This window comes from Ruficoccus sp. ZRK36 (genome assembly GCF_019603315.1).
Taxonomy (GTDB): domain Bacteria; phylum Verrucomicrobiota; class Verrucomicrobiia; order Opitutales; family Cerasicoccaceae; genus Ruficoccus.
In genome coordinates this window covers 1,692,951-1,715,596 of sequence record NZ_CP080649.1, presented here as the reverse complement: position 1 = coordinate 1,715,596, position 22,646 = coordinate 1,692,951, and the positions used below count along the sequence as shown (strand labels likewise).

The following is a 22,646-nucleotide window of genomic DNA, read 5'->3' as shown; positions in this document are numbered from 1 at the left end:
CTATGTTGCAAGATCATCAGCACGGGTAATCACGCCCTCGCTGATCGCTTAACGGGTGTCACGTCTCTTCCAGTTTTGCTACCGGCATGCCCTGGGAGTCTTTGGGGTATTTCTGCTGCTTACAGGCTTCGGCTTGTGGCAGGCTATGCGCTTGGAGATCAACGTCTCCACGGACGAACTCATCCCGCACGATAGCCCCGAACGCATGCGCTATGAAGCCGTGCGCGACGAATTCGGCTCTGACCAGTTGGCCTCAGTCTACATCGAGGACACCCAGCTGTTTAGCCCCGAGAAGCTGGCTCTGCTCAAGCAGCTGACACTGGACCTGAAAAAGCTCCCCGAGGTCCAGCGGGAGGAGAACCTCTTTACCGCTAAAAACATCACCGGCTCCGGCGGTTGGGTCGACACCTCTCCACTCGTGAAGCGCGTCCCTGAGACGCAGAAGGAAGCTGACTGGCTCAAAACAGTCGCAAAGGCCAATCCCCTGCTGACGCGAGCGATCCTGTCCGAAGACGGCGAGGCCACTCTGCTAAGCCTTTACCTCAAGCCCTCTACCTCCTCGGAAAGTCATTACGACCGCAAAGTCTACGAGAGCATCGAGGGTATCCTGAAAAATTACAACGGGAAGTTTGACCGGGTCTTTCAAGTCGGCTCACCCGCCATTCACGTGTGGATGAGCGACTACATCCTCGGCGACCAGAAGTTTCTCCTGCCCCTCTCCTGCCTGATCCTGATCGGGCTAATCGGGCTGCTCATGGGCAGCGTACAGGCATCGCTCATCCCGGTCATCAATGCCGCCATCGCTACGATCTGGACCCTGGGCTTCATGTCCATGGCGGGTATCCCCATCGGGATGCTCAACTACATCGTCCCGGCGCTGATCCTGATCATCGGGGCCACCGAGGATGTCCACATCCTGACCGAGTATCGGGAGATTCGCGACGAGGGCATCACCGGGCTGGCCGCCATCGAGGCCGTAGCCGGGCGTATCGGGCTGACCCTGATGCTCACCGCAATGACGACGACGCTCGGCTTTGCCGTGACGGGCATCAATGCCCTGCAGATCATGCAGGACTTCGGCATGAGTGCGGCCTTCGGCTTGATTGCCCGCTTCGCCGTCTCCGCCATGTTTCTGCCTGCGTATCTGCGCTTCTTCGGGCGCTTCATCCGCAGTAATTCCAAGGGCAGCGAGCAAAACTCACGCCAGCGCCGCCTCACTCTGCGAGTCCGCCACTGGATCATGACCCATGCGATCGGCCGCCCGCGCACGGTCATCGCCGTATTCGCGATTCTTTGCGTACCCTGCCTGTTCCTGATCCCGCAGATCAAGGTCAGCAACGACCTGCTGAGCTTCCTGCGGCCAGACTCTCCCATCCTGGAAAAGCTCAACACGGTCTCGTCGCGCCTGAGTGGCAGCAAGGTCGCCTACATCACCCTGGAAGGCGAGCCGGGCGAATACCGTCAGGCCAAGAAGCTAATGCAGGTGGAGAAGCTCAGCGAGTGGCTGCGGCAGCGCGATGATGTCGATAAGGTCATCGGCCTGAATGACTACCTCGCCCTCGTGAACAAGGCTATGTTCGGAGATGACCCGGCCATGCTCAAAGTCCCGGACAAGGATGGGCTGGTCGCTCAGTACCTGCTGTTTTTCCACCGCTCCACTCTCCAGCCGTACGTCAGCGGTGACTTTTCTGCCGTCAACCTGACCCTGCGCTGCAATCTGAATGACAGTAGCGCCTTCAATCAACTCGTGGACGAGATCGAGAACAAACTCGGCAGCGGAGAGTTCGGGATGCATGGCTACAGCGTGACGGGGCAGTCCGTGCTGGCTTCCCGCGCTGTGGACAAGGTGATCACCGGGCAGGTGCTCTCACTCTCCAGCATGATCGCCTTTTTGTTCATCACGGTGGGCCTGTTGTTCCTCTCGTGCCGCGCAGGTCTGCTGACGGTTTTTTCAAATGTTTTCGCCGTACTGATGGTCTTCGGGCTGATGGGGCTGACGGGCATCCCGCTCAACGTCGGCACCTGCATGGTGGCCGCCATCACCATTGGCATCGCCGTGGACGACACCCTGCACCTGATGGTGCGCTATAACAAAGAGCTGAAGGTGCACAAGGAGGAGATGCCCGCCATCGCCAGCGCTTTACGCTCCGAGTTTTACCCGGTGATGACGACCTCGTTCGGCCTGGCCGGCGGGTTTCTCGTGCTCGGTTTTTCCAGTTTCCTGCCCGTCATGCAGTTCGGCCTGCTGAGCGCCTTCGTCATGCTGCTGGCCTTTGCGGCCGACGTCCTGCTGACGCCCGTGCTGCTGTCCACCACACGCTTGATCACCCTCTGGGATGTCATCGGCTTTAACCTTCGTCAGGCGCTCATCGAGTCTTCGCCGGTCTTTGCAGGCATGAGTAAATGGCAGGCGAAAAAGCTGATCCTGCTGGCCAACATCGAGGACTGCGAGCCTGGCCAACGCATCATCCGCGAGGGCGAGCTCGGGCACCGCATGTACGTGGTGATCGATGGGGAGTTTGAAGTCAGCAAGCAGGTTGAAGGCAATAAACTCGTCCTCTCCACGCTCTCGCTGGGCGGTGTAGTCGGTGAAGTTGCCCTGGTCTCCAGCGTGCGCCGTACCGCCGATGTAACCGCAAGCACCGCGGGCAAGCTGCTCGTCCTGGACTGGGACAGCATGCTCAAGCTCCAACGCTCCAGCCCATTCCTTTCCAGTAAGCTGTTCCTGAATCTCTCACGTGTTTTAGGCATGCGCCTCAACGATTCCCTCTCGCGCATGAACACCAACAACCCGTTCCCGCCCAAAAGCCAAAGCAAGTAGCTAACGTCCAAAATAGTTTTTTTTGGATACAGCCCGCTAATACATGCACATCGTGCGTCACGATGATAAGACGGTTAGGGAATCGACTTGCAGTCACCCACTCATGTGCTAAGGGTTAGGGACTGCCCCTCAATCTAAACTGACAAAACTATGGCTACAAAAAAAGCTGCAAAGAAGGCTGTGAAGAAAGCCGCCGTGAAGAAGACCGCTGTTAAAAAGACGGCAGTAAAGAAAACGGTTGCAAAGAAAGTTGCCAAGAAAGTCGCTGCCAAGAAGACGGTTAAAAAGGCTGCCTCCCCTCTCACCACGGTGATCGCAAAGGTCGACATCGGCTGGGGTAACAACCTTTACATCCGCGGTGAAGGTGGCGGTCTCGACTGGGACAAGGGCCTCCTCATGGATTGTGTGGATGGTGACTGGACCTGGTCGACGGCAAGCGCCAAGGAAGGCGTCGTCTTCAAATTCGTCATCAATGATGAAATCTGGGCCGAAGGTGAAAACCTCACCGTAGCTGCAGGCGGCACCTCCGTCTCTTCGCCGACTTTCTAAGCTCGCCTCTGCTGCCCTTAGCAACGCCTCAAACCGGGTTAACGGCTGTACGCAGCCCGACCGGTTGCTGTGTTCTTTGGGCAGAGACGCTTGTACCGACAGACTGGGATATCGTTCCCGTCTGGCCAGTATTACTGTTACCTTCTTCGAGAAGCCAGTAGAGCCGTCGCCGGCTTATAGCTCAGAGCCTCGGCACGCGTCATTCATTCCCCGCGTCAGCCTCTGACTCCTGTATCCCGGAAAGCTCCAGCAGGCGACGCCGGATATACGCTGCCGGGTCTTCACCACCCGCAGCGCGTTCCAGCTCAGCGAAATTCTTGAACTTGATCGAGCGCACCTCGACCCGAGTAAACGGGACCGGGAGGTAAAAGCGGTCCCAGCTCTTCAAGCGCCAGGTATGGGCGGGGTTGACCGCAGTCAGTGTGATAGCGACCCCCGCACTACGCGCAGCCACCAGTGCGCCACGCTGCACACTGTAGCAGGGCCCACGGGGGCCGTCCGGGGTGATTCCGACATCATTCCCGTCCCGCAGTAAGCGGACGATCTCGCGGAGGGCCTCCGTCCCTCGCCAACTACTGGAGCCCCGTATCGGCTCGATATCGAGCTTGGAAAAAATCCCTGAGAGCCAGGCTCCATCCTTACTGCCACTGATCAGGCCATAGAAGTTCCGGCCTGGGTACTTCATGTAGCGACGCCCCACCTCGGAAATCATGAAGAGCCGGTTATGCCACAGCATGTGCACACCGGTCAGCCGCTCCGAGAGCACAGCACGCGTCTGCTCGTCCGCATGCAGGCGCAGAGAGCGTGTCCATGCCCAGACCAGCCAGGAGCCCAGCCAGATCGCAAAGCGTTCCTTTCCCCGGATATTCTGAGCCTCTCGGCGTTTTCTCTGTGTCTGCGGCGTCTCCAATACGGCGGCATTCAAGCGCAGGCACATTGACGTTGCAAGCCATCCCCGCGTACGAAAACCTTACCTCCGATGGACACGCCCGATCCCTGCCCCTACCTCCCTGAGGCCGATCCTGGCATGTCATGGCGCTCGCTCGCCCCTTACCGCTCCTCGCCCGGTGCCGACTTTTATCCGGTCGCCCTGCGCTACGCACAAACCCTGTGGATGCGCGGCCTCTCAGCCCGTAGCCTGCTGGCTCTGGATAGAGCTCTGTTCGCGCAGATGGATGGCTCTGAGCCAGTCCTGAGGGAGTGGCCGCTCCCCTACAGGGCTACAGCATGGATCGTCGCTCACAATCCAACCGGCGTCTTTATCGGTAACCCTCGCGTGCATTTCCAGCACCTGGCTGACCGTGTGCGCGGGAGTGACGCTGCCCGCAAGAGCTGGCGCGCCTGGGCCTGCTGGCGGCTCGTACGGGCCGTTGATCCACAACTCCCGGGCGACCCACGCCATATCGTGGCCGAGCCCACGGATAGCGCGATTAGCGATGGACTCTCCGCCCATGGACACCCCGGGGAGGCAGACCTGTGGCGAAGCGCTCTACTAGCACTCGAAAATCCCTGAGAAGGCCCAAAGACTGCCCCACGTCCTCGGTCTCACTCGACCGGCACAGCCTCGATCTGCCGAAAGCGCCCACTGTTGCGACCCGCAATCGCGCGCATGGAGGCCACCTCTTCCGGCTTGCTGACCGTCGTCTGGTAATGGATGACGTGGATACGGGCCGGTTCAGGCAGAGAACGCTGCAGCTCCCGGATGATATCGAGCACCTCCTCCTCGGAAATGGTCTTGCCGGAGCGGTTGATCTCGCCGTCTGTAACGACAAAGATGACCTCCGGGGCAAAGCTAAAGGCCTGCTTTAGCGCGGTATCGAGCCGGGTGCCACCGCCTTCGATAAGTTTCGGGCCAGGGCTGCTACGACTGGAGATGGAGGCCCCTGGGCTCTCACTCAGCCCCCTCAGCCACTCGGTAGCGGCCTCCTTGTTTGCGAGGGAGGCCCGCATGAGCTGAGGCTGCCAGGCGAGCGATCCGCCCTCGTAGACGATGAGGTCAAACTGCGTATCTGAGCTCAGCCCGGCGATGAGCGCGGTGATCTCGTCTTTTATCAGACTGAAGTCGAAACGGTACTTCACGCCATCGCGTTGGCGCTCGAACATGGAGTTCGAGGTGTCCACCACAATGACGAAGCGCGCCGCCCCCTCCCGGACGCCGAATAGGTCCAACTCTGAGACGCCGCCCCCCAACCCCTCCAGAGCCGCACTCAGCCCGGACTCTCCCAGCATCGCCTGCGCATCAGGGGCAGGGTTTTCCAGCACGAAGGGGCTGAAGCTATCGCTCGGCAGCTCGGGTAGTTCCGGCAGCGTATCCTCGGCCAGTAGCGAGACCGCCGAAATCTTCTCCACAGGCATCGAGACCCCAGCTGCCTGCTGAAACTCATTCAGGGCCACCCGGTGGTCGAGCTCTCGTTGCGGCAGGCTAATGCGCTTACCCGCGACAAAAGCCGGGTCTTTACGCCCTGAGGGCACCGCAACCATCACCACGACCGCCGCCAGCAGCAGTATAGCCTGCACGACCAAGGCCATAGCCAGGGCACCGGTTTTCCCCCGCCCCCGGTGGGCAGACTTCATAGCGGCCAGGCGGCCCGGGCTTTGGCGATCCGGCATATCTGGCACGCTAGACACCCGCCCACGCTTCGTAAACTGCGAACTTTACTCCCATAAAACCTACTGGAGAGCCCATAAATACTGGATTCAGACCGATGCCGAAAAAGAAAAAGCAACCTTTCTGAAAAAAGTGCGAATTGACCGCTTGACATACCGCGCCCATCAACTAACTTCGGCCTCTTTCCTCTTTCGAGGGGTGGTAGTTCAGTTGGTTAGAACGCCGGCCTGTCACGCCGGAGGTCGCGGGTTCGAGTCCCGTCCATCCCGCCACTTTTTTAAAAGCCTGTAAGCAAATCGCTTACAGGCTTTTTTGCATACCCATGCAGGCAAAAGTTACCACAAAGTTACCACACCACTACATCCGTCAGCCTACACAATGGCGTCAATATGCACACTCGAAACGAGCATTCAGAAACAGCCCCAACCCCACGCAAAGCCGCCCGCACACACACTATTCAGTGAGCCAATAACCTAAATTTTCTGCCTCATTCATCATTTCCTGAATTAATTCGGGCAACCAAACTAAGGTCGTCCCCCTGCCCTTAGAATCATCCATACGTGACGCGATACGTCGGCCATAACGCTTTTGAATGGATATAAATCCACTTTGAGACAATCCCGTCCAGGGACAATGCTGATGCCTCCGAGGGGCACGAATAAATTTGGGAGGTATTGGAGGAAAAAGTACTTTTCGATCATCAAGTTCATGACGATATGGCGCAGTTTGCTTGCACCGTCCTCCTCGAAACGCACACATGACACTCGGTAGCCAAAATAGTCGTGTTCCCGTCACCGTATCCGGGTTAAACTTAAATATAATTGTTCGTCGTCCCAAACTACTAATCCAGTCATAAAACCCGCCATGGGATAACGTGGTCCAGGGGCATCGTTCCCCTGATTCAGGTGGGCGAATCCATATTGGTACATAGCCGTTAAAATAGACACCTTCGTAAAAACAGCCTTCCGTTATTTTTATCCCACAACTCCCCCTCAAAGACGACAAATCCCTGTCTTGACTGTAAGGTGATGTAACTGGGTTCACCCTCCTTCATATGGCCCGACCAGATCCAAAAAAAAGGAGAAAGTGAAAAAAAGACTATCGATATCTTATAATACCAGCAATTTGGGTAAAATCATGAGGTTAACGATACGAAACCGCGATATTATCTGGCCGGTAATATATTGGCAGGCAGCCTGCCTACCTTAATGTTGTGCGCTTTTCCCGCACGCTTCAGCCGATTTTACGTATTTGTGCGTTTTCTCCGCACATCTTACTCGATATAATAATTAAAATGAACTATGTCATTTGGAATGAGTAAACAATTTGTCCCGGCCGAATATCAAGCATCTATCACGCAAGACCTCTGTTCAATGATCAACGACATGAGATTAGACCAAAATATGAAAGTTTACGAATTTGCAAATTTTCTGGGAGTTTCTCGGTCAGAGCTATCTCGCGTCTTGAACAATAAGATTCGACCAGGAAAAAAACTAATAAATAGCTTACTTAAAATCGAGACCATCCCCATGCCATTAAGAATATATATGCTAGATACATATCTACTTATAGAAGTATTAGACTTCGAATTAGGTCACACAGAGGTACCCTCTCTCGGTCTAGAAATCAACGGTCGGCATCACAGTTTCTGAGCATCTTATCGCAAGATACCCAGATAAGTCATCAAAATCATCACCTTTGCCTCCCTTCCAAGCCTTCAGAATCCTTACAGATTTCATATTCTTTCACTACTGGGCTAAAGCGTGGGACTCAGACACCATCAATAGGAAAACATGTAATATATGGGGGATTGGGTTACGGGCCTGGGTACTCACACAAGTCACCGATTATCAGCAAACAGTGACTTCATTCATTTTTGAGTTAAGGCGTAATGAAATCTGCAGTATTGCACGTAGTCGCATTAATACGCATCACTCAGTCACTTGGGCGTACCAATAGTCTTTTTCAGATTGGAAAGCGAAATCATATGCTCATTATTTTGTCGCTTCAGCGCATATCAGTCGATGGGAAAGAGTCACCCGAGCATCGATTTCGGACATTTTTTGAAGAAAAGTGACCGCAGGGAGAGATCATGCAGTCCGGAACCCCAAGCCCAGGCGTCTACGTCAAAAGCGTCAACGGCAAAGACAGAGACGTACCAAGCTTGTGCCTATGACACGGCGACACGCAAGCGAAGCGAAGACATGCCTCAACGAACACTTGTGCCTTTGATTGGCAGTGAGATCATTAAGAACGGAGATAGACCTTCTTTACAAACAGACCTCTGCGGACACAGTCATTGCCTCATGAAATACCAAGCTCCTTCTCCCAATCCAAGTATATTACATTTATCTGATAGTTCCGGTACGAAATAAGAGTCCGTTGATCATCAAAATCCTTAAATAGACTCATCACACCGCCAGGAGTCTCATCTTTTAACTTCTTTTTGATCAAGCACATACCTCCATTAAATCTCGTCAGGAAATCACTTGTCGTCCATGCATCATACAGCATTTTTTGGCGATGATCCATCATGCAAAATACGCTCAAAGTGCTTAGCAGATCCGCAATAATACATGCGTAGAATGAGGATATCGGCAAATGGGTATCGTAAAAATAATACTGATTATGAGATAAATCATGAAATTCACGAGGCCCTTCACCAAGAGCCACCAGAAGATATTTAATCTTGCATTCAGCGGATGCGATCTCCGTACCTCCATAGCTTAAAACTGCCTTTTGTGGTGTATCGGATGTCAGGCTAAGCTGAAACCAATCGTTGCTTGTTTTTGGTTCGTCTTTGAACATATTTTTCATAGCATTAATTATATTTTTTTATTTAAGCATGAGCGCCTAGTTTCTTATGTGGTTTAATCTAAAAAAATCCAAGGCACTGTGGATTTTTTTCGTAAAAAACAGGTAAAATTAAAGTTTAGTTTAACTTGGCCGATTGCTACATCACAATATTCTTCATAAAATAGATAGAATTCATCACGAGATGTCCCTATCGATTTTGTTTTCTTTAGTATTAATGGTACGCTTAATCCCTGGATCTGGACGACCAACATACCAGTGGGAAATATCATACAAGGCCATCTCCCTCTCTTCGAAACTAACAGGAATTTCATGATTGGACGCGAGGCTCTTTACTATTTTTAGAGTAGCATCGGTACCGTCTTCATATAGCTGACTAAGAATATCTTGAAATGAACTCGAGTTACGAAGGATCTCAGTTGGAACAATGCCTTTCAAACGCTCATGGATCGAGACCTCTAGATATCTACGTTCACTATGTTTTTTTATTAATAACGCCTCCTGAAGCTTATTTATCTTCGCTTCCATCTCGCTGAGATTATCTCTTAGTGACCGAATCTCTTTCTTCATCGACTCGGGACGCTGCTTAATTTTTTGGACCAAATAAGACCGATACTGGTCTCTTGATTTAGCCAGCAACGAAGTTAAACCGCGTCGCTCAAAGAACATTGAGCACAGCGCATCTACGGTATAAGATAGGCGTAAATCCAGAGGTTCCTCACCCTGCGTACTGGCTAGCCGATCTCTCAGGTTGAGTCTGGACTGCTCAGCAATTTTTGCGTCCATCAGCCCACCCTCTTCCAAACGCAAAACACCCGTCCCTGAAGGTCCAAGCAAACGCACCCCCCGACGGCCACGACCATCTTTCGCCCAAAGTAGTTGATGCTCCTCCGAAACGCATGAATAAATAAGATGCACGTGAAGCATACCTTCCTCCGGGTGTACCGCAGATGCCACAATCTGTAAGCCTGTCGTTATTACAAATTCCTGCACCAGCGCAGGCATCAAAACGTTCTTCAAAAAGTTACCAACAGGCGGATTCTTTGAATGCTCTAGCTCATTAAACGCTAACGCAAAATCCGGGCGAAAGGAAATTGCAATCTGCCTTAGTGGGGTTGTTTTTCGTTTTCGCGTTCTATTACGACCATACTTGTCAACCACTACAGAGTAATACCAACCTCTATCCTCACTGATGCGTTTCATCAGGAGCTTATACTGCTCTTTTGACAGCATCATTCCGTCCCGATCCAGTCGCATTCCACCTTTAAGACTCGGATATTTTAGCCTAGTATTAGGAAATATATTAAAAGCGTCTCCATACTTATTTTTGGCATGTGAACGAGCCTCCTGAATAAACTCTTGATCTTTTCGATGCTGTTTACTCTGTGAGTCTAGGTGCTCAATCGCTCGATCCGTATTTACCTTGGATGAAATCCTTCCCCTAAGCGGGGATCTTTTATTTTTCATTTTTACCCTCCTCCGCCGATTTGGCACGATCCTTAGCTTTATTTTTTTGCGACCTCCACTCGGCGTATGCTCTAGACACAAGACCATACGTGAGTGACTCACTGTGCTTCCGTATCAAGATTTGCAATAAGCCCGGAGCATTAGGATCAAGTCCATTATCCTTCAGGACCTTGGTATATTTCTCAATGCTGAGAGTATTATTACTAGGAGTTAAATTGAGTTCGTTGGAATTTTCCATGATATCTCCTTTTGAGCAATCGGGCGAAAATCACCAAGTTTTTTTTCAAAAAAATAGCATGTTCCCTAAATTTCCCCCAAATTGCCTTAATTGCGCCCGTTTACCGCTGAACTCCACACACGCATAGATCGCCCATAGCGATGCTCGAACGATGCTTGCAACAGATTAGGTGCAAGCCACCTGCATCCCAGTAGATATTTAGGACGCCTCATCAGACTTATCGTGCGGTAAAAACGCACAAATCCATTCACGGCATTATACGCAACCAATGGACATAGCCATGCGCCGATAGCGGCCAGCTGCGCAAAAAAGCGAGGCAGTGACAAATGGTAAGGCAACCAGTTCGCTTTAGTCAGTATCCCTTGACGTAGGGGTTATCGCTTCTTCGACTCCGCCTTGGCGACACTCGAACGCAGTGAAAACATGCCTCAATTGCGAATTCATCTCCCCCAGTGAATCACGCGTCATCTTCGATGACTGCGGGCCTCCGCATAATCACTAAAGTCTCATCGTTCTCTGGGCTTGCTCACCCCGACCCAGCTTGCCAAGCAATTAAACCAACCAACACAGCCACACAACCGGAAATCCATCATAACCGCTGGGCCAAAAGGTGGGACTCAGGCACGGCGCTTCAACAGCATTAAACCCGACAATTTCTACTGGTTTCTAAAAGAGTGCGAATGGCGTTTTAACCCTGGAAATCACAAACAGCTCCTCAGCCAGCTTAAACACTGGGTCCGAGGCGCAAATAAACACCATTAGCTAGGTCAGCCCCTAAAAAATTCCGAGCCAAACGTGGTCTCGGGGTCTCAGGAGTCAATCGGAAGCAGGGAGCGTTTCCGAAAGGAAATTTTGGCTGCCCAAGCGTGGCGCAGTTCGGAAAGTTGAAGATTTTCTCCGCAATCTCCGAAGGTCGAAAAATTGTTAACGAATGGGTTTTCAGACCGCTTCGGGCACCTCCTCCCTGTTTTCCGGCGGCTCATCGGGGTCCGGCCTAACCGTCCACTTTTATGATCGGCCCTCACAGCCCTTTGTCTGTGAAGCTTTTCCTCCAGAAGATAATCGACGGTCAACCGTTGGCAACGGCTGATCCAGCCAGCCATAAAACCCCAGAAACGTTGTAAGCAGTCTATTCAAGGGAATATTCCAATTCGAACGTAAGAACCTGTTGATCAGTATCTTCAACCATGGAAATGGGTTCAGAGCAAGAACGGATGCTTTGACAGCGCTCATACACAAAGATATGGCAAGAAAGATTGCAGAATTTCTCTCATCTACCATATATTATCTTTTGTTACATAAATCTGCATGAAAGCCACTCTCCTCAAACGCCTTTTCGCCAGTGTCCAAGCCGGTTCCGACTTGGACTTGAAGGCGGTATGTCGTGCTATTGTGGCAGACGAGAAGCGTCTAGGGCACACGAAACTAGCCGAAGACCTTGAGCGTAAACTCGCCAAAGCAGATGCCAAGCAGTCAGCACCGATTCGCAAGCTTGCTCCCTTGCCCTCAACCCGCCGAGATTCAGCTCCTCTAGTCCAGGTACTGGAGCATGATCAGTTACGGCATCACATGGTTCTTCCAGACACGATTGAGCAACGTTTTTTTCGCATAGAAAAGGAGTATGCCGCTCGTACTCGATTGTCGAAGTTTGGCTTGAGGGCACGCCAACGCATCCTCTTCTACGGCCCTCCCGGCTGTGGGAAAAGCTTGGGGGCCGAACGAATTGCTTGGGCAACAGGACTCCCTCTCCACAAAGTGCGCTTTGACACCTTAATCTCGTCATACTTTGGAGAGACCGCATCCAATCTAGGCAAAATTTTCGAGGCAGCAGAAGCACAGCCCTGCGCTCTCTTTTTGGATGAATGCGATACGATTGCCCGTGCACGGGGTGCCCATAATGACGTTGGCGAAGTCTCCCGCGTTGTTAATATGCTGCTGCAGCTACTAGAGGACTATCGTGGCGATGGACTGGTTATTGCTGCAACAAACCATTATGAGGCTCTGGATCAGGCAATATATCGTCGATTTGACGAAGCTGTCGAAATCCCAATGCCTGGGATCATCGAGATCGCACGTTTGCTTGAACAAAGCTTGTCCGCATTGAAGGTATCAAAAAAGCTCCATCTGGAGCATTTCGCGGCTAGTTTAGATGGTTTCAGTTTCAGTGAAGTTGAGCGTATTGCTCAGAACGCTGCGAAGCGCTCAGTTATGGCAAACCGTAAAGAGGTAGCCTTGGAAGATCTAGAATCAGCAGCTCAGGACGTGAAACGACATTTTTAAGCAATGGCCAACACCGACTTTCCCCACTTACCCCTCATCCACAAATTTCGAGGCAATGCAAAGCTGGAAGGCGGAGGCGAAAAACCGGACCGCGTCAAAGAAAATGAGGAGCGAAGGGCAGAGCATGGGGCCTATCTAGCTGATCGATTCAGTTCGTTCTCAGAATCTGCACGGAATCGAAAGGAAGAACGAAAGACCGCTGGCCTGCCTGAAATATCTGGAGGCGATGCATTTCTTCTACAGATTCCAGATGAAGACGACGACGTATTGGAATGGCTTTCTCAAACGCTAAATTTAGAGTTTGTGGCAGAATATGATGAAGGGTTCGTCATCGTCGCCACAGAGGACGTCAACCTTCAAACCGTTCAAGAGCGCCTCAAACAATTCATAAAGGAGGAGCATGGTGGAGGAAAGATGGCTAGCATCCTCGAAGTCTATCCAGAAGTAGATGACCCAAGGCGAATCGAACGGTTACTCGACGAGAAACTTAGAGATTACTGGCCCTTCCGCAAGGACGCCCCCTTTACCTTAGATGTCTCCATTGAAGTTGCTCCTCACAAGAAGCCGAAGGCCAAGCCCAAACAAAACAAAAGGTGGAAGCCCGAAACCAACCAAAAGAAGCGTGAAGAGCACGCCCGTGATGTCAGAAATTATTGGGATGCATATGACACTTTGAGACTCCAGCGAGAAGCTGATCTTGAAGAACTCATCAAGCACTATGGCGGCGAAATAAAAGGGATTTTTGATGATGGCTTGGTTGAATTCCCCGATAGCTTCTCCATGCGGATTCAGATGAGCGGCGAGGGATTCACGGATCTAATAAAAAACCACCCGAATGTCTTCGAAATTACGATTCCTGATGAAGTAGAGCAGCCACTAACGTCACCGCTCAACGCCCCATCCGATGGTGACGATTTTGAACTCAGCCAACCGAGCTCGGATGCCCCGTCAATCTGTGTTGTCGATAGCGGAATACAAGAGGGCCACCGATGGTTGGCCGCAGCCATTGCTACTGCTGATTCCTTTTGCTTTATCCCAGGCGAACCGTATGACGATGTTGCCGACTACGTAGTAGAGGGAGGCCATGGGACTCGGGTTGCAAGTACATGCCTTTATCCGCAAAATGTTCCAGACACAGGCATCCACGTTTCTCCATTTTGGCTTATAAATGCACGTGTGCTTGATCGTCACTGCAATCTTCCGCTAAACTTGTATCCTCCAGTTCTTCTTCAGGAAATAGTTCGTCGTTATTCGGAAAAAACCAGAATTTACCAGCATTCAATTGCTGCAAATATGCCATATCGAACCCAGCGAATGAGCACCTGGGCGGCATCCATCGATTATTTGAGTTATCATGAGGACGTTTTATTCATTCAAGCAGCAGGTAACATCCACGACAGAGGAAGCCGCACTACAAATCCCGGAATCATCGACCACATTTCTGCCGGTCGGGAATATCCATTTTACCTAGAAGAACCCAACAGCCGCATTGCCAATCCTGCTCAAAGCCTTCAAGCATTGACCGTAGGATCGATAAGCAGCGATTTTTATGATAATGGCATCAAACGCTCTGTTTCGGATGCGTTACATCCTTCTGCCTTTAGCCGTTCTGGGTTTGGAATGTGGAATAGCATTAAACCCGAAGTGGTTGAATATGGCGGAGACTTAGTTCGCGATACAGGGGTGCCACCTTCGTTGAGCACTGTTTCTGAGGTCTGCCCTCAGATGGCACGTTCGACTTTAGACGGTGGTCCTGCAATAGCTCGGGACCAAGTCGGGACATCGTTCTCAGCCCCTAAGGTCGCACACATCGCAGGCATCTTAGCCACGCAATTTGAGAATCGAAGTCCACTTCTGTATCGAGCGTTGATTGTAAACTCAGCACGCTGGCCCGATTGGGCTGAGCGTGCCGACCCAACACAACAATGTTTTGCCTTAAAGACTCTCGGATACGGTGTGCCCAATTTAGAAAGGGCAACTGAGAATGCTCCTACGCGCGTTTGCCTCATTCCAGACGAAGAGTATGAAATCAGGGCCGGAGAAGGATTGATTTTTGGTGTTCCGATTCCAGATGCAATTCGAGCTCCCGGAGCAGATTTTCCGGTTCGAATCGATGTAACACTCTCGTATGTTGCAGAGCCTAGGAGAACACGTAAATCGCGACGAGGCTATCTCGGGGTTTGGCTAGATTGGCATACCAGTAACTCGGGGGAGGATTTCCACGATTTCAAGAATCGAGCAATTAAAGACTTCAGCGATGACCCCACTATCAGAGGTAATTCCTTCAGTTGGATGTTGGCCAGACAAGATAATCACGGCGTGATTCGAGGTGGTCATCGCAAAAACGGGACAGTGCAAAAAGACTGGACCGTTGCTCGCAGTAACGAACTGCCGGATACTTTTGGCATCATCGTTCGTGGCCACAAAGGATGGGATCGCGGTAATGAAGAAGCGAAGGCCCGATTCTCACTGGTGGTTTCATTTGAAGCTCTTGAAGCTGATGTCCGAATATACGAAGAGGTCAGAACTGCCGTTCAGACTGAGTTGGCAATTGAACAATTAATCTGATCCTGAAATAGGTCTATTGCTCGTTTAGCTTTCTTCGATAATTTTCCTCCGTTGCTTCCGCTGTGCCCGCCAGTCCTCCAGCGTGGCAACTTGAACAACGCCCGGATGCTGATGGGGTCTCGGCCCTTGACCGTCTTGGGAAGGAAGATGATTTCCTCCTAGATATCCGCGGCGAGCTTGAGCAGACCCATAATCAGGGATAAGCGGGCGCGGTTGACGTGGGTAGGCGGGCAATTTCGCATAGTCAGTACGCCCGGTCAAAAGAGTTGCAGCGCACCCAGCTCCACTGAAAGACGGAGAAAACAGCAACGAGATGGAATAGAAATATCTCAAAGGTAAAAAAGATTACCGCCTAGCAGGCCGCAGTCCAGGCACCTCCCGATCGCTACAACGATACCCTTATTGAAAATATCAATGCACAAAGGGCTCGAACCTCTTCTATTCGATACGATGCCACGCCATGAGAGCAGACTCCAGGTCCGGGCTAAGTACTGGGGGATTTTTAACGGGATACCAACTTTGATGGGCGAGAAACTCAGCTAACGCTGCGTTGTCCGTTTGAATGCCGTAAAACTCAAGCACGGCATCGGCTATGTTTTTACGATCCTCATTGCCAAAAGGTTTAGCGTAGTACTGTTCAAGTTTTCGCTGTAAGTAGGCCCGGCGTTTCTCTTGTTTGGGATCATCCTCAGACTTAAGATCAGACAGCGATTTTTGGTATTGGGAACGAGTCTTTTCGTACTCAGTCTCTATGATCCCCAGAAGTCGCTCAAAACCCTGAGGAGACTTCGGATACATCGTAAAGATATAGCTGATCGCAAAATCCTCGGGCTCAGTAAACGGCGATTCTCGCCAAACGAGGGACTGCCCATCGGACGAAGGTTTCCAGTCTCCAGCCGTAATCGCACGGTAAAACTGACCATCACGGAACAAATCGGATTGAGTCTTTTGCGGCTCGGATAATGCCTTGTCCGGCTCCGTTTCATCAAAGGCCCCACGCTCCTTCAGGTACTGCTCAAAGGCAGCGTTGTTCAGGATAAACTCCGCATTCTCCAGCGGGGGAGCCCAACTCTCTGCCGTCCGGGTCACATAAGGATAAACTTGAGCAATTCCGAACTCCAGCGATTCAAGGTAGGGTTTCTTGTATTGCAGCTCCCAGTCAATGGGACGCTTACGGGTCGACCCCAGACCGTTGTAGCCATGAGTCAAATAGGAAACTTCCAGCACCTTTGTGCTTGATGGAGGAAAAGTCATTTCCCAGGCGAACAGATGGCTAAACTGCTTCTCCTTATCCTTGGGAATATACTCCGGTTCATAGACATCGTCACCACTGCGGGCAACAAAGCCGTAACGCTCCATACGCTCGGTTTGGAAACGGGCATCTCCCTCTGTATCGGCTCGTCCATCCTCAGCCGTAATCGGAAATCCAACCTGCGCCGTCACCGCCACATCCGACAGATTCTTCAACACAAACCGGCATTGGAATCGGGCCAGATCGCGGTGTTTGAGATTACCAGTGACAGGGCCATCCGCCGGAACAAGCGTGATTTCGACCTGCTCTGAAACCATCTGAATGTGGTCGGTTCCTGACAACTGCAAATCAGCTCCCCCGCCGTCAAAGACACCTACATTCCCAAGCAGGATCAACGGGAAAAGCAAAAGTAACAAACACACAGAGCGGGCAGGATTCATTACGGTCTAATACCACTGCGACTCAATGCCATCAAGGCCAATTGCAATGAGTCCATTGGCTGGCCTCTCCCGATCCGGGAGAAGGCTACAGATGACATTTATTTTCATTCCGAGGCAAAGGGAATGCCCCGTCGATCAGCTACCACGTTCCCTTACCATCCTCCGGTCCGATAAAGGAGCGGATGCCTTGGGATTTGATCGCGATTTGAGCTTCATCAAAAGCGGCGGTGTCAGCCGAGAACTCATCCTCCCACAAGGTGGTATTATGGTACTCGTCCTCGATCTCAAGCGTCCAACCTTTGCTCTCTTCAAGCCGGTAGATTTCGATAAAAACGGTGGCCCCATCCAAATAAAAAGGCTGGGACAAGGGGGAGGATATGATTGTCGGTTCTTTGTCCATTATTTTTATGCGAGGTTACGCAAGAAAACTTAGTCACCCATGACCAAAACGCACGCCTTTTCCGTCGCCTAAAAAAGCCCAGCGGGTGGCAATTTCAGCTGAATGTGCTTTGTATAAACGGACCTAGACTTACGTGCGGAGCACCATGCTCGATTCAGCAAGGCGGAGGCAAAGACTCACAAGCCTTTAGCCCAGCCAAGACCAGTCAGAAACCAACATCAATTTCCGACTGCGGGCACGTTCCGATCCAAAGTCTCAGCACGGCCCATAAGCGGGAAAAACATATCCCGCAAAAAGGAGACTAACATCAAACACCGTTCGCCCCTAAAAAGGAGAGGCAAAACGCCTCCCGGGTATTCGTGGCAAGTCCACCCGACTTACCACTCAAAACTAGCGCGGAGGCATGCCCAACGACACACAAAATCAGTGCGATTAGCAGCCTCCTTACAGGTTGGCCACAAACAACCCGTGGCCAATAATGCGAGTCCACATATTGCCACCACCACCCCAAACGGTGATCAATATGACGTTCGCGTCGCCTCTTGAACAAAATACTTAGAGGCTGGACGAACTTGGTCTCGGCCACCGTTTTCAACGATAGCGTAGCCGCAAATTCACGGCTAAAAACGGGCGCTAACAAAACCTGCACCTCCTTCTTCAAACGCTCCTCGAAGGAACTCTAGACAATCCCTACTTGGAGCTTCGAGAGATCGTATTTCAAACCCCGAACAAGGGGACCAACTCAGTTGTTAACACACATCGCTGAAAGCACGCGGATACGCGCTCTCCCGAACCACTTACCCAGGCCGGAGCAGACGCGTGATCTTCGGATAACACAGTCCGGGATACTCCTGGCTCTTGTGCTGCAAAGCATTCTTCGCGCGCTTTAAGATATCGAAAAGGTTATTCTAGCTTACTACCGGTCTTCACACGCTTACCTAAGTGCCGTCCTCAATGCCCGAGTCCAACGAAGTTAATCGAGTGTCCTAACAACGCGAGCTGCCATATGATGAATTAGGCTAGCCCCCGTTTTCCTCCTCAATAAACTCTTCATCAGCTCCCACCACCGGCTCATATGAGTATGTCCGACCATCGGTCTGTGATTCGACTTCCGTGTAGGAGCCTTCTTCATAACGGGATTGCGGAGTTGAACAGCCGGCCATTGTGACCAGCAGCACGAGAAAAATAGTTTGGTACAGAGTCTTCATAGGTGCTCCTTTCAACACAAATTTCACGATCGCTGGTCAATCGGCGACAACAGCGGTTCCCACCAGCTTTCGAATCACGATTGTGGTTTCAGGAAAAGCCGATTTTACGTTACTTTCCCCATCCGATACAGGCCCATCGGGAAGTTCCACGTCGAGCCGGGCCAACCCGTAACCGCTCTCGGTCAGTGTACGCGTATCGGTTTCGATATCGCTCTTGAGAATAGATTTATCTTCGCTGTCGTAGTGCTCGATCACATGGTAGATGTCGGCCAGCTTAATCTGCATGGTGACTGTGCATGAACCGTCATCGGAATAAACGACATCAATCGGCTTGGCCCCTTTAAGAACCTGCGCCAGCCTTGCCTGAATTTTATCCGAACGCAGAGCCATATCCCTGACCGTGGTCGTCGAAGTTATTTGTACCCCGAGCATACGCTCAGCCAAGCGGCGATAAGCATCGACTTCGGCAGCCCGTTTAGCCTGAATCTTCTTCAACCCGGATGTCCCAGGCAATGCGCCATTGCCGAGAGCATCCAGAGTCGTGTGACCATGCTCGCGCGTCACCGTCGTCAATTCTTCCTCGGTAACCTGTTTGCCCTCTTTATAGGTGCGTCTCACGGTCTTCTTGATTTCCTCAATAACAGTGGCGAGCTTAACCTCCTTCAACACCCATACCTGGCCGTCTTCCTGATAGATCGGCCCCTCGGCCGTTCTGACGCCACGGATCAGGTTATTCACGGCTGCCCCGACCTGGTCGTCAGCCAAGACCAAGTCGTAAACCACGGTGTCGGAATTGATGGACACGCCATAAATGCGTTCAACCAGCTTGCGAGTGGCATCGAGTTCCGCCACACGGATCGCCTTGATCCTCTCTCTCGGGGAGGCCGCCTGGAAGACGGCTGGCAGCTCGGCTCCAGACGATGTCGCGTCCACGGGCTTGACATAGGCCATTGAAGATGCGGCAGACAAAAACAGAGAAATTAAAAGGATTAGATTTTTCATTATGAATACAGATTGCTTATGGTTAAACGACGCTTATTCCGGTAATTTAATAGACACGCCGGAGAGCATGATAAAGGCAATCAGCCCTCCTCATCAGGGATTAATTTCTGATCGGACAAAATAGGATCAGGACTATTATCCATCAGTGTAGAAGAGTTATTTTGTAGCGTGACTCCCGCATATTCCTCCAAATCCGATGCGATAATAAAAGCAAAGACACAACTGCCAGCCTCTATCAGGTCTCCGGAACGAAGCAGGCGCGGCTGCTTGAGCGCTTCAGCATTGACGCAGGTTCCATTGGTCGAACCGAGTTCTTCAACCGTATAGTCTTGGCCATGCCGGGAAATCGCAAAATGCCGACGCGACAACCGCCTGTCTCCAGCTACACACAACTCCGCAGACTCCGATCGTCCAACCACTGTCCGCACTTTTTCCAGGCCGCAGGAATTAACCACTCGGCCGGACCCACGATAAGCCAAGCATGCAGCAAAGGGCATCATTCCGTTCATTTCGGCGATGAGCTCTGAAGCAAACTTCAGGCGGTCAAACAAAGCCAACGGTGCACCCGGCGTCTCCTTCATGGTCTGTGCCAGCAAGTCAAGTGAAGGTTCCCATTTATGTTTTTTATTCATTGTCCCACGTATTGTTTCCCCATCGAGTTTCTTACGGCATATGTTAAATATTCTCAAGGTCGCTCCATCCTACATCAGGCAGGAGCAAACCTGCGATTCATTCCCTGAGGTCCGCCATTCGCGCCAACTGCTCGACCTCCTCGCTCAATCGGCTAACCATTCGGTTACGGATCTGGTAGAGCGCGTTCTCCTTTAGCCCGTATTTTTTTGCGACCTCAGACGCGGACTGTCCTTCCAAGGCATATTCGCGAAAAGCAGCCAAAGTCGCCGGGCGAATGCGAGAATCTCCCTCCAGTCGCCGTAATGCCTCGTGCATGAGTGACTCGCGCCACAGGCTTTCGTTCGGGTCAACAGGCTCTGGCGTGGGCTCGGCGGGCTCACCCAGCGCTTCCCACGAGGTTTCCTGACGGCGTTTGCCGCGTCTGAATGCAGCGAGGCACTTACGGTGAACGATCGTGAGCAGAAAGTTACGAAAGCGCCCCTTCGACCGATCATAGCGAAAGCGCGGCAGCACATCCATCAGCACGACCATGGTCTCCTGAAGAACATCGTAAGCATCCGGCTCCTTTACTCCGAGCTTTCTGGCATAGCGCACAATCGGCTCCCAATAGATGCGGTAAAAATCTTCCCACGCGCATCTGTCGGATGAACGCACCCGTTCCAATAATGATGTCCGGGTTTCTTCCATAGGGCGATTTCCATTTCATGAAAGCATGCTCAGGTCAAACAAAAGATATCCCTTCCTCCTTGTCTCACTCACGCTGAAAAATTTCCCGTAAGAAACACTTGAACTCCGCAATACCCCGCAAACACCAACCCATTCATACCATGAAAAAACACTATGTACAGACACTGGGCGGTGCGCTCGCCCTGAGTGGATTCCTGACTCTGAGCGCTTGCTCAAGCCCGCAACCGGAAGCTTCCCCCACCCCTTACAGCCGTATCGGATTTGAAAATACCTCTGGCTGGAATACCCAGGTAGCACCAGAAGGTGAGGACGTGCAGGCGGTCACGGCGTTCGCCGTTTCACTTGGGGCGGAAGGTCGCCACTTCGATGCCGCCCAATTGCTCGAAAGCAAAGCCACAGAGGTTAAGAGCCGCCGCAACGAACTGAACATCCGTCTCTACCTCGCCGCCGCCAATGAGTACCTCAAAGCCGGAGATATGACGGGCTTTACCCGTACTCTCGATGCCGCCGAAAAACTCGCCGACCGCTACCAGCGCGCGGCCTGGGACGAGCAAACCCGCCGCCTGTACCAGTTACGCGACCGTCAACGTACCACTTCAGCGGGCCGCCACAATACGTTCACGCCGGTCAGCCCTGACGGTGACGGGCTCGTCTTCATGCGGACTGCTCCTGACACAAGCGAACGCATCTAGGCTACCGATGCACGCTCCCTCGACACACGTATCCAAACACAAGGCATCACTTATGAACAAACACGTACACCTTACCATTCTGGCTGCCTCACTCGTATTCGGGCTCCATCCCGGCCTGCATGCCCGTGAAGAAACCGGAGATATCCTGGCCAGTCTCGTGGAAAGCGTCGACACCAAGCTGACCAACCTCGAAGCCTCCATGCGCGAACAGGAAAGCACCCAGACCGCTGTCAAAGGCGAACTGGAAGCCCTCCGCGAGACTTGGACCGACACCGATGATGAGCGCGAGCGCATCGCCATTAAGAGTGAAATCGTCAAAGGTTTGAGCGAACTCAACACTAATGACCGACTTCTCATCGCGCAGTCGATGGACACCCTTCTTTCTGTTGACGAGGACTTGCAACGGCTCCAGGAGGTCTTCCGCGACGGCGTCATGGGGCCCGCAAAAATGAACCGCCAGAGAGGCCAGATCCGTCAGGTGCTCCTCGGTGTCGGGCCGCTGCTGGGCATGCTCGGAGAGAGTCTAGACAGCCCCCAGGCCAAGGCCCAGGCGGCTACAACCGAACAGACGCTGGTCCTGCTCTACCAGCAACTCGAAGCCACCTCCTCCGTCGATGCAGGCGGGATGCTCAACCAGATCAATGCCACAACAGAAGCGCTCGAAGAAGTCGCCGCGCAATTAGCCATCGTCCAGGGACTGCTGGAAATGGAGCGCTACCAACTCGAAGTCGCCTCGCAGGTCAGCATCACAGAACTCCTGTTCGCCCGCCTCGGCCAGGTGCGCTTCGGCGACCGCGACCTGGTCAATGTCCCCAAGGCATTTCAGGACGGTGTGGCCTCCCGCAACGCCAACTTCAGCGATGTGCTCAACAGTTCGTCACTGACCAACCCGTCCTCCACCCAGAGCGCAGGAGACAAGACCATCCTGCGCAACATCCGCAACGGCAATGTCCCCCAGTAGCCCCAACCGCCAAGTCTGAAAGGATT

Annotated in this window: 18 protein-coding genes, 1 tRNA gene and 1 pseudogene; 9 read left to right on the top strand and 11 right to left on the bottom strand. The window is 52.2% G+C overall.

Going from position 1 to position 22,646, the window contains the following annotated elements; genetic code table 11:
* The first annotated feature begins 55 nt into the window (after positions 1–55).
* Positions 56–2,821: an MMPL family transporter gene (locus tag K0V07_RS07550; protein ID WP_220623921.1), complete on the top strand. Its 2,766-nt coding sequence runs from the start codon at positions 56–58 to the stop codon at positions 2,819–2,821.
* Positions 2,822–2,971: 150 nt separating this feature from the next.
* Positions 2,972–3,370 carry a hypothetical protein gene (locus K0V07_RS07545; protein ID WP_220623920.1) on the top strand — a complete coding sequence of 133 codons (399 nt, stop codon included), beginning with the start codon at positions 2,972–2,974 and terminating at the stop codon, positions 3,368–3,370.
* Positions 3,371–3,569: 199 nt separating this feature from the next.
* On the opposite strand, the gene K0V07_RS07540 is transcribed toward K0V07_RS07545, so the two are convergent.
* The gene (locus K0V07_RS07540; protein WP_220623919.1) at positions 3,570–4,307 is read right to left on the bottom strand and encodes a DUF374 domain-containing protein; all 738 of its coding nucleotides are present in this window, start codon (positions 4,305–4,307) and stop codon (positions 3,570–3,572) included.
* A gap of 42 nt (positions 4,308–4,349) precedes the next feature.
* On the opposite strand from K0V07_RS07540, the gene K0V07_RS07535 reads away from it, so the two are divergent.
* Positions 4,350–4,883: a hypothetical protein gene (locus tag K0V07_RS07535; RefSeq protein WP_220623918.1), complete on the top strand. Its 534-nt coding sequence runs from the start codon at positions 4,350–4,352 to the stop codon at positions 4,881–4,883.
* 32 nt (positions 4,884–4,915) lie between these two features.
* Here K0V07_RS07535 and K0V07_RS07530 read toward each other — a convergent pair whose 3' ends face one another.
* The gene (locus K0V07_RS07530; RefSeq protein ID WP_220623917.1) at positions 4,916–5,980 is read right to left on the bottom strand and encodes a vWA domain-containing protein; all 1,065 of its coding nucleotides are present in this window, start codon (positions 5,978–5,980) and stop codon (positions 4,916–4,918) included.
* A gap of 193 nt (positions 5,981–6,173) precedes the next feature.
* Here K0V07_RS07530 and K0V07_RS07525 point away from each other — a divergent pair.
* Positions 6,174–6,250, top strand: a tRNA-Asp gene (locus K0V07_RS07525).
* Between the two features lie 2,032 nt (positions 6,251–8,282).
* Here the strand turns inward: K0V07_RS07525 and K0V07_RS07520 are convergent.
* From K0V07_RS07520 to K0V07_RS07510, 3 genes are all read right to left on the bottom strand, one after another.
* Positions 8,283–8,786: a hypothetical protein gene (locus tag K0V07_RS07520; RefSeq protein ID WP_220623916.1), complete on the bottom strand. Its 504-nt coding sequence runs from the start codon at positions 8,784–8,786 to the stop codon at positions 8,283–8,285.
* Between the two features lie 183 nt (positions 8,787–8,969).
* Positions 8,970–10,259 carry a hypothetical protein gene (locus K0V07_RS07515; protein WP_220623915.1) on the bottom strand — a complete coding sequence of 430 codons (1,290 nt, stop codon included), beginning with the start codon at positions 10,257–10,259 and terminating at the stop codon, positions 8,970–8,972.
* Positions 10,249–10,497 (bottom strand): hypothetical protein, encoded by a 249-nt coding sequence (locus tag K0V07_RS07510; RefSeq protein ID WP_220623914.1) that lies wholly within the window; start codon positions 10,495–10,497, stop codon positions 10,249–10,251. Before K0V07_RS07510 ends, K0V07_RS07515 begins: the two co-directional genes overlap by 11 nt.
* A 624-nt stretch (positions 10,498–11,121) precedes the next feature.
* Here K0V07_RS07510 and K0V07_RS16520 point away from each other — a divergent pair.
* From K0V07_RS16520 to K0V07_RS07500, 3 genes and pseudogenes are all read left to right on the top strand, one after another.
* Positions 11,122–11,259: pseudogene (locus K0V07_RS16520) on the top strand (IS1595 family transposase); the annotation flags it as partial.
* A 546-nt stretch (positions 11,260–11,805) separates the two neighbouring features.
* Complete coding sequence (locus K0V07_RS07505) at positions 11,806–12,777, top strand: ATP-binding protein (RefSeq protein WP_220623913.1); 972 nt, start codon at positions 11,806–11,808, stop codon at positions 12,775–12,777.
* A gap of 3 nt (positions 12,778–12,780) precedes the next feature.
* Entirely contained in the window at positions 12,781–15,345 is a 2,565-nt protein-coding gene (locus K0V07_RS07500) for a S8 family peptidase (protein ID WP_220623912.1), read from the top strand.
* A gap of 438 nt (positions 15,346–15,783) precedes the next feature.
* Here the strand turns inward: K0V07_RS07500 and K0V07_RS07495 are convergent, their stop codons facing one another.
* The 6 genes from K0V07_RS07495 to K0V07_RS07470 all read right to left on the bottom strand — a co-directional run bounded on the left by K0V07_RS07495 (position 15,784) and on the right by K0V07_RS07470 (position 20,967).
* Positions 15,784–17,037 (bottom strand): hypothetical protein, encoded by a 1,254-nt coding sequence (locus K0V07_RS07495; RefSeq protein WP_220623911.1) that lies wholly within the window; start codon positions 17,035–17,037, stop codon positions 15,784–15,786.
* 139 nt (positions 17,038–17,176) lie between these two features.
* Complete coding sequence (locus K0V07_RS07490) at positions 17,177–17,404, bottom strand: hypothetical protein (protein WP_220623910.1); 228 nt, start codon at positions 17,402–17,404, stop codon at positions 17,177–17,179.
* 1,052 nt (positions 17,405–18,456) lie between these two features.
* Positions 18,457–18,645, bottom strand: a complete 189-nt coding sequence (locus K0V07_RS07485) for a hypothetical protein (RefSeq protein WP_220623909.1) — start codon at positions 18,643–18,645, stop codon at positions 18,457–18,459.
* Between the two features lie 36 nt (positions 18,646–18,681).
* Positions 18,682–19,647, bottom strand: coding sequence for a hypothetical protein (locus tag K0V07_RS07480; RefSeq protein ID WP_220623908.1), 966 nt, complete (start codon positions 19,645–19,647; stop codon positions 18,682–18,684).
* An 80-nt stretch (positions 19,648–19,727) separates the two neighbouring features.
* Positions 19,728–20,279 (bottom strand): FHA domain-containing protein, encoded by a 552-nt coding sequence (locus K0V07_RS07475; RefSeq protein ID WP_220623907.1) that lies wholly within the window; start codon positions 20,277–20,279, stop codon positions 19,728–19,730.
* 97 nt (positions 20,280–20,376) lie between these two features.
* Entirely contained in the window at positions 20,377–20,967 is a 591-nt protein-coding gene (locus tag K0V07_RS07470) for a sigma-70 family RNA polymerase sigma factor (RefSeq protein ID WP_220623906.1), read from the bottom strand.
* 140 nt (positions 20,968–21,107) lie between these two features.
* On the opposite strand from K0V07_RS07470, the gene K0V07_RS07465 reads away from it, so the two are divergent.
* Positions 21,108–21,659, top strand: coding sequence for a hypothetical protein (locus K0V07_RS07465; protein ID WP_220623905.1), 552 nt, complete (start codon positions 21,108–21,110; stop codon positions 21,657–21,659).
* Between the two features lie 52 nt (positions 21,660–21,711).
* Positions 21,712–22,620 carry a hypothetical protein gene (locus tag K0V07_RS07460; protein ID WP_220623904.1) on the top strand — a complete coding sequence of 303 codons (909 nt, stop codon included), beginning with the start codon at positions 21,712–21,714 and terminating at the stop codon, positions 22,618–22,620.
* Positions 22,621–22,646: the final 26 nt, after the last annotated feature.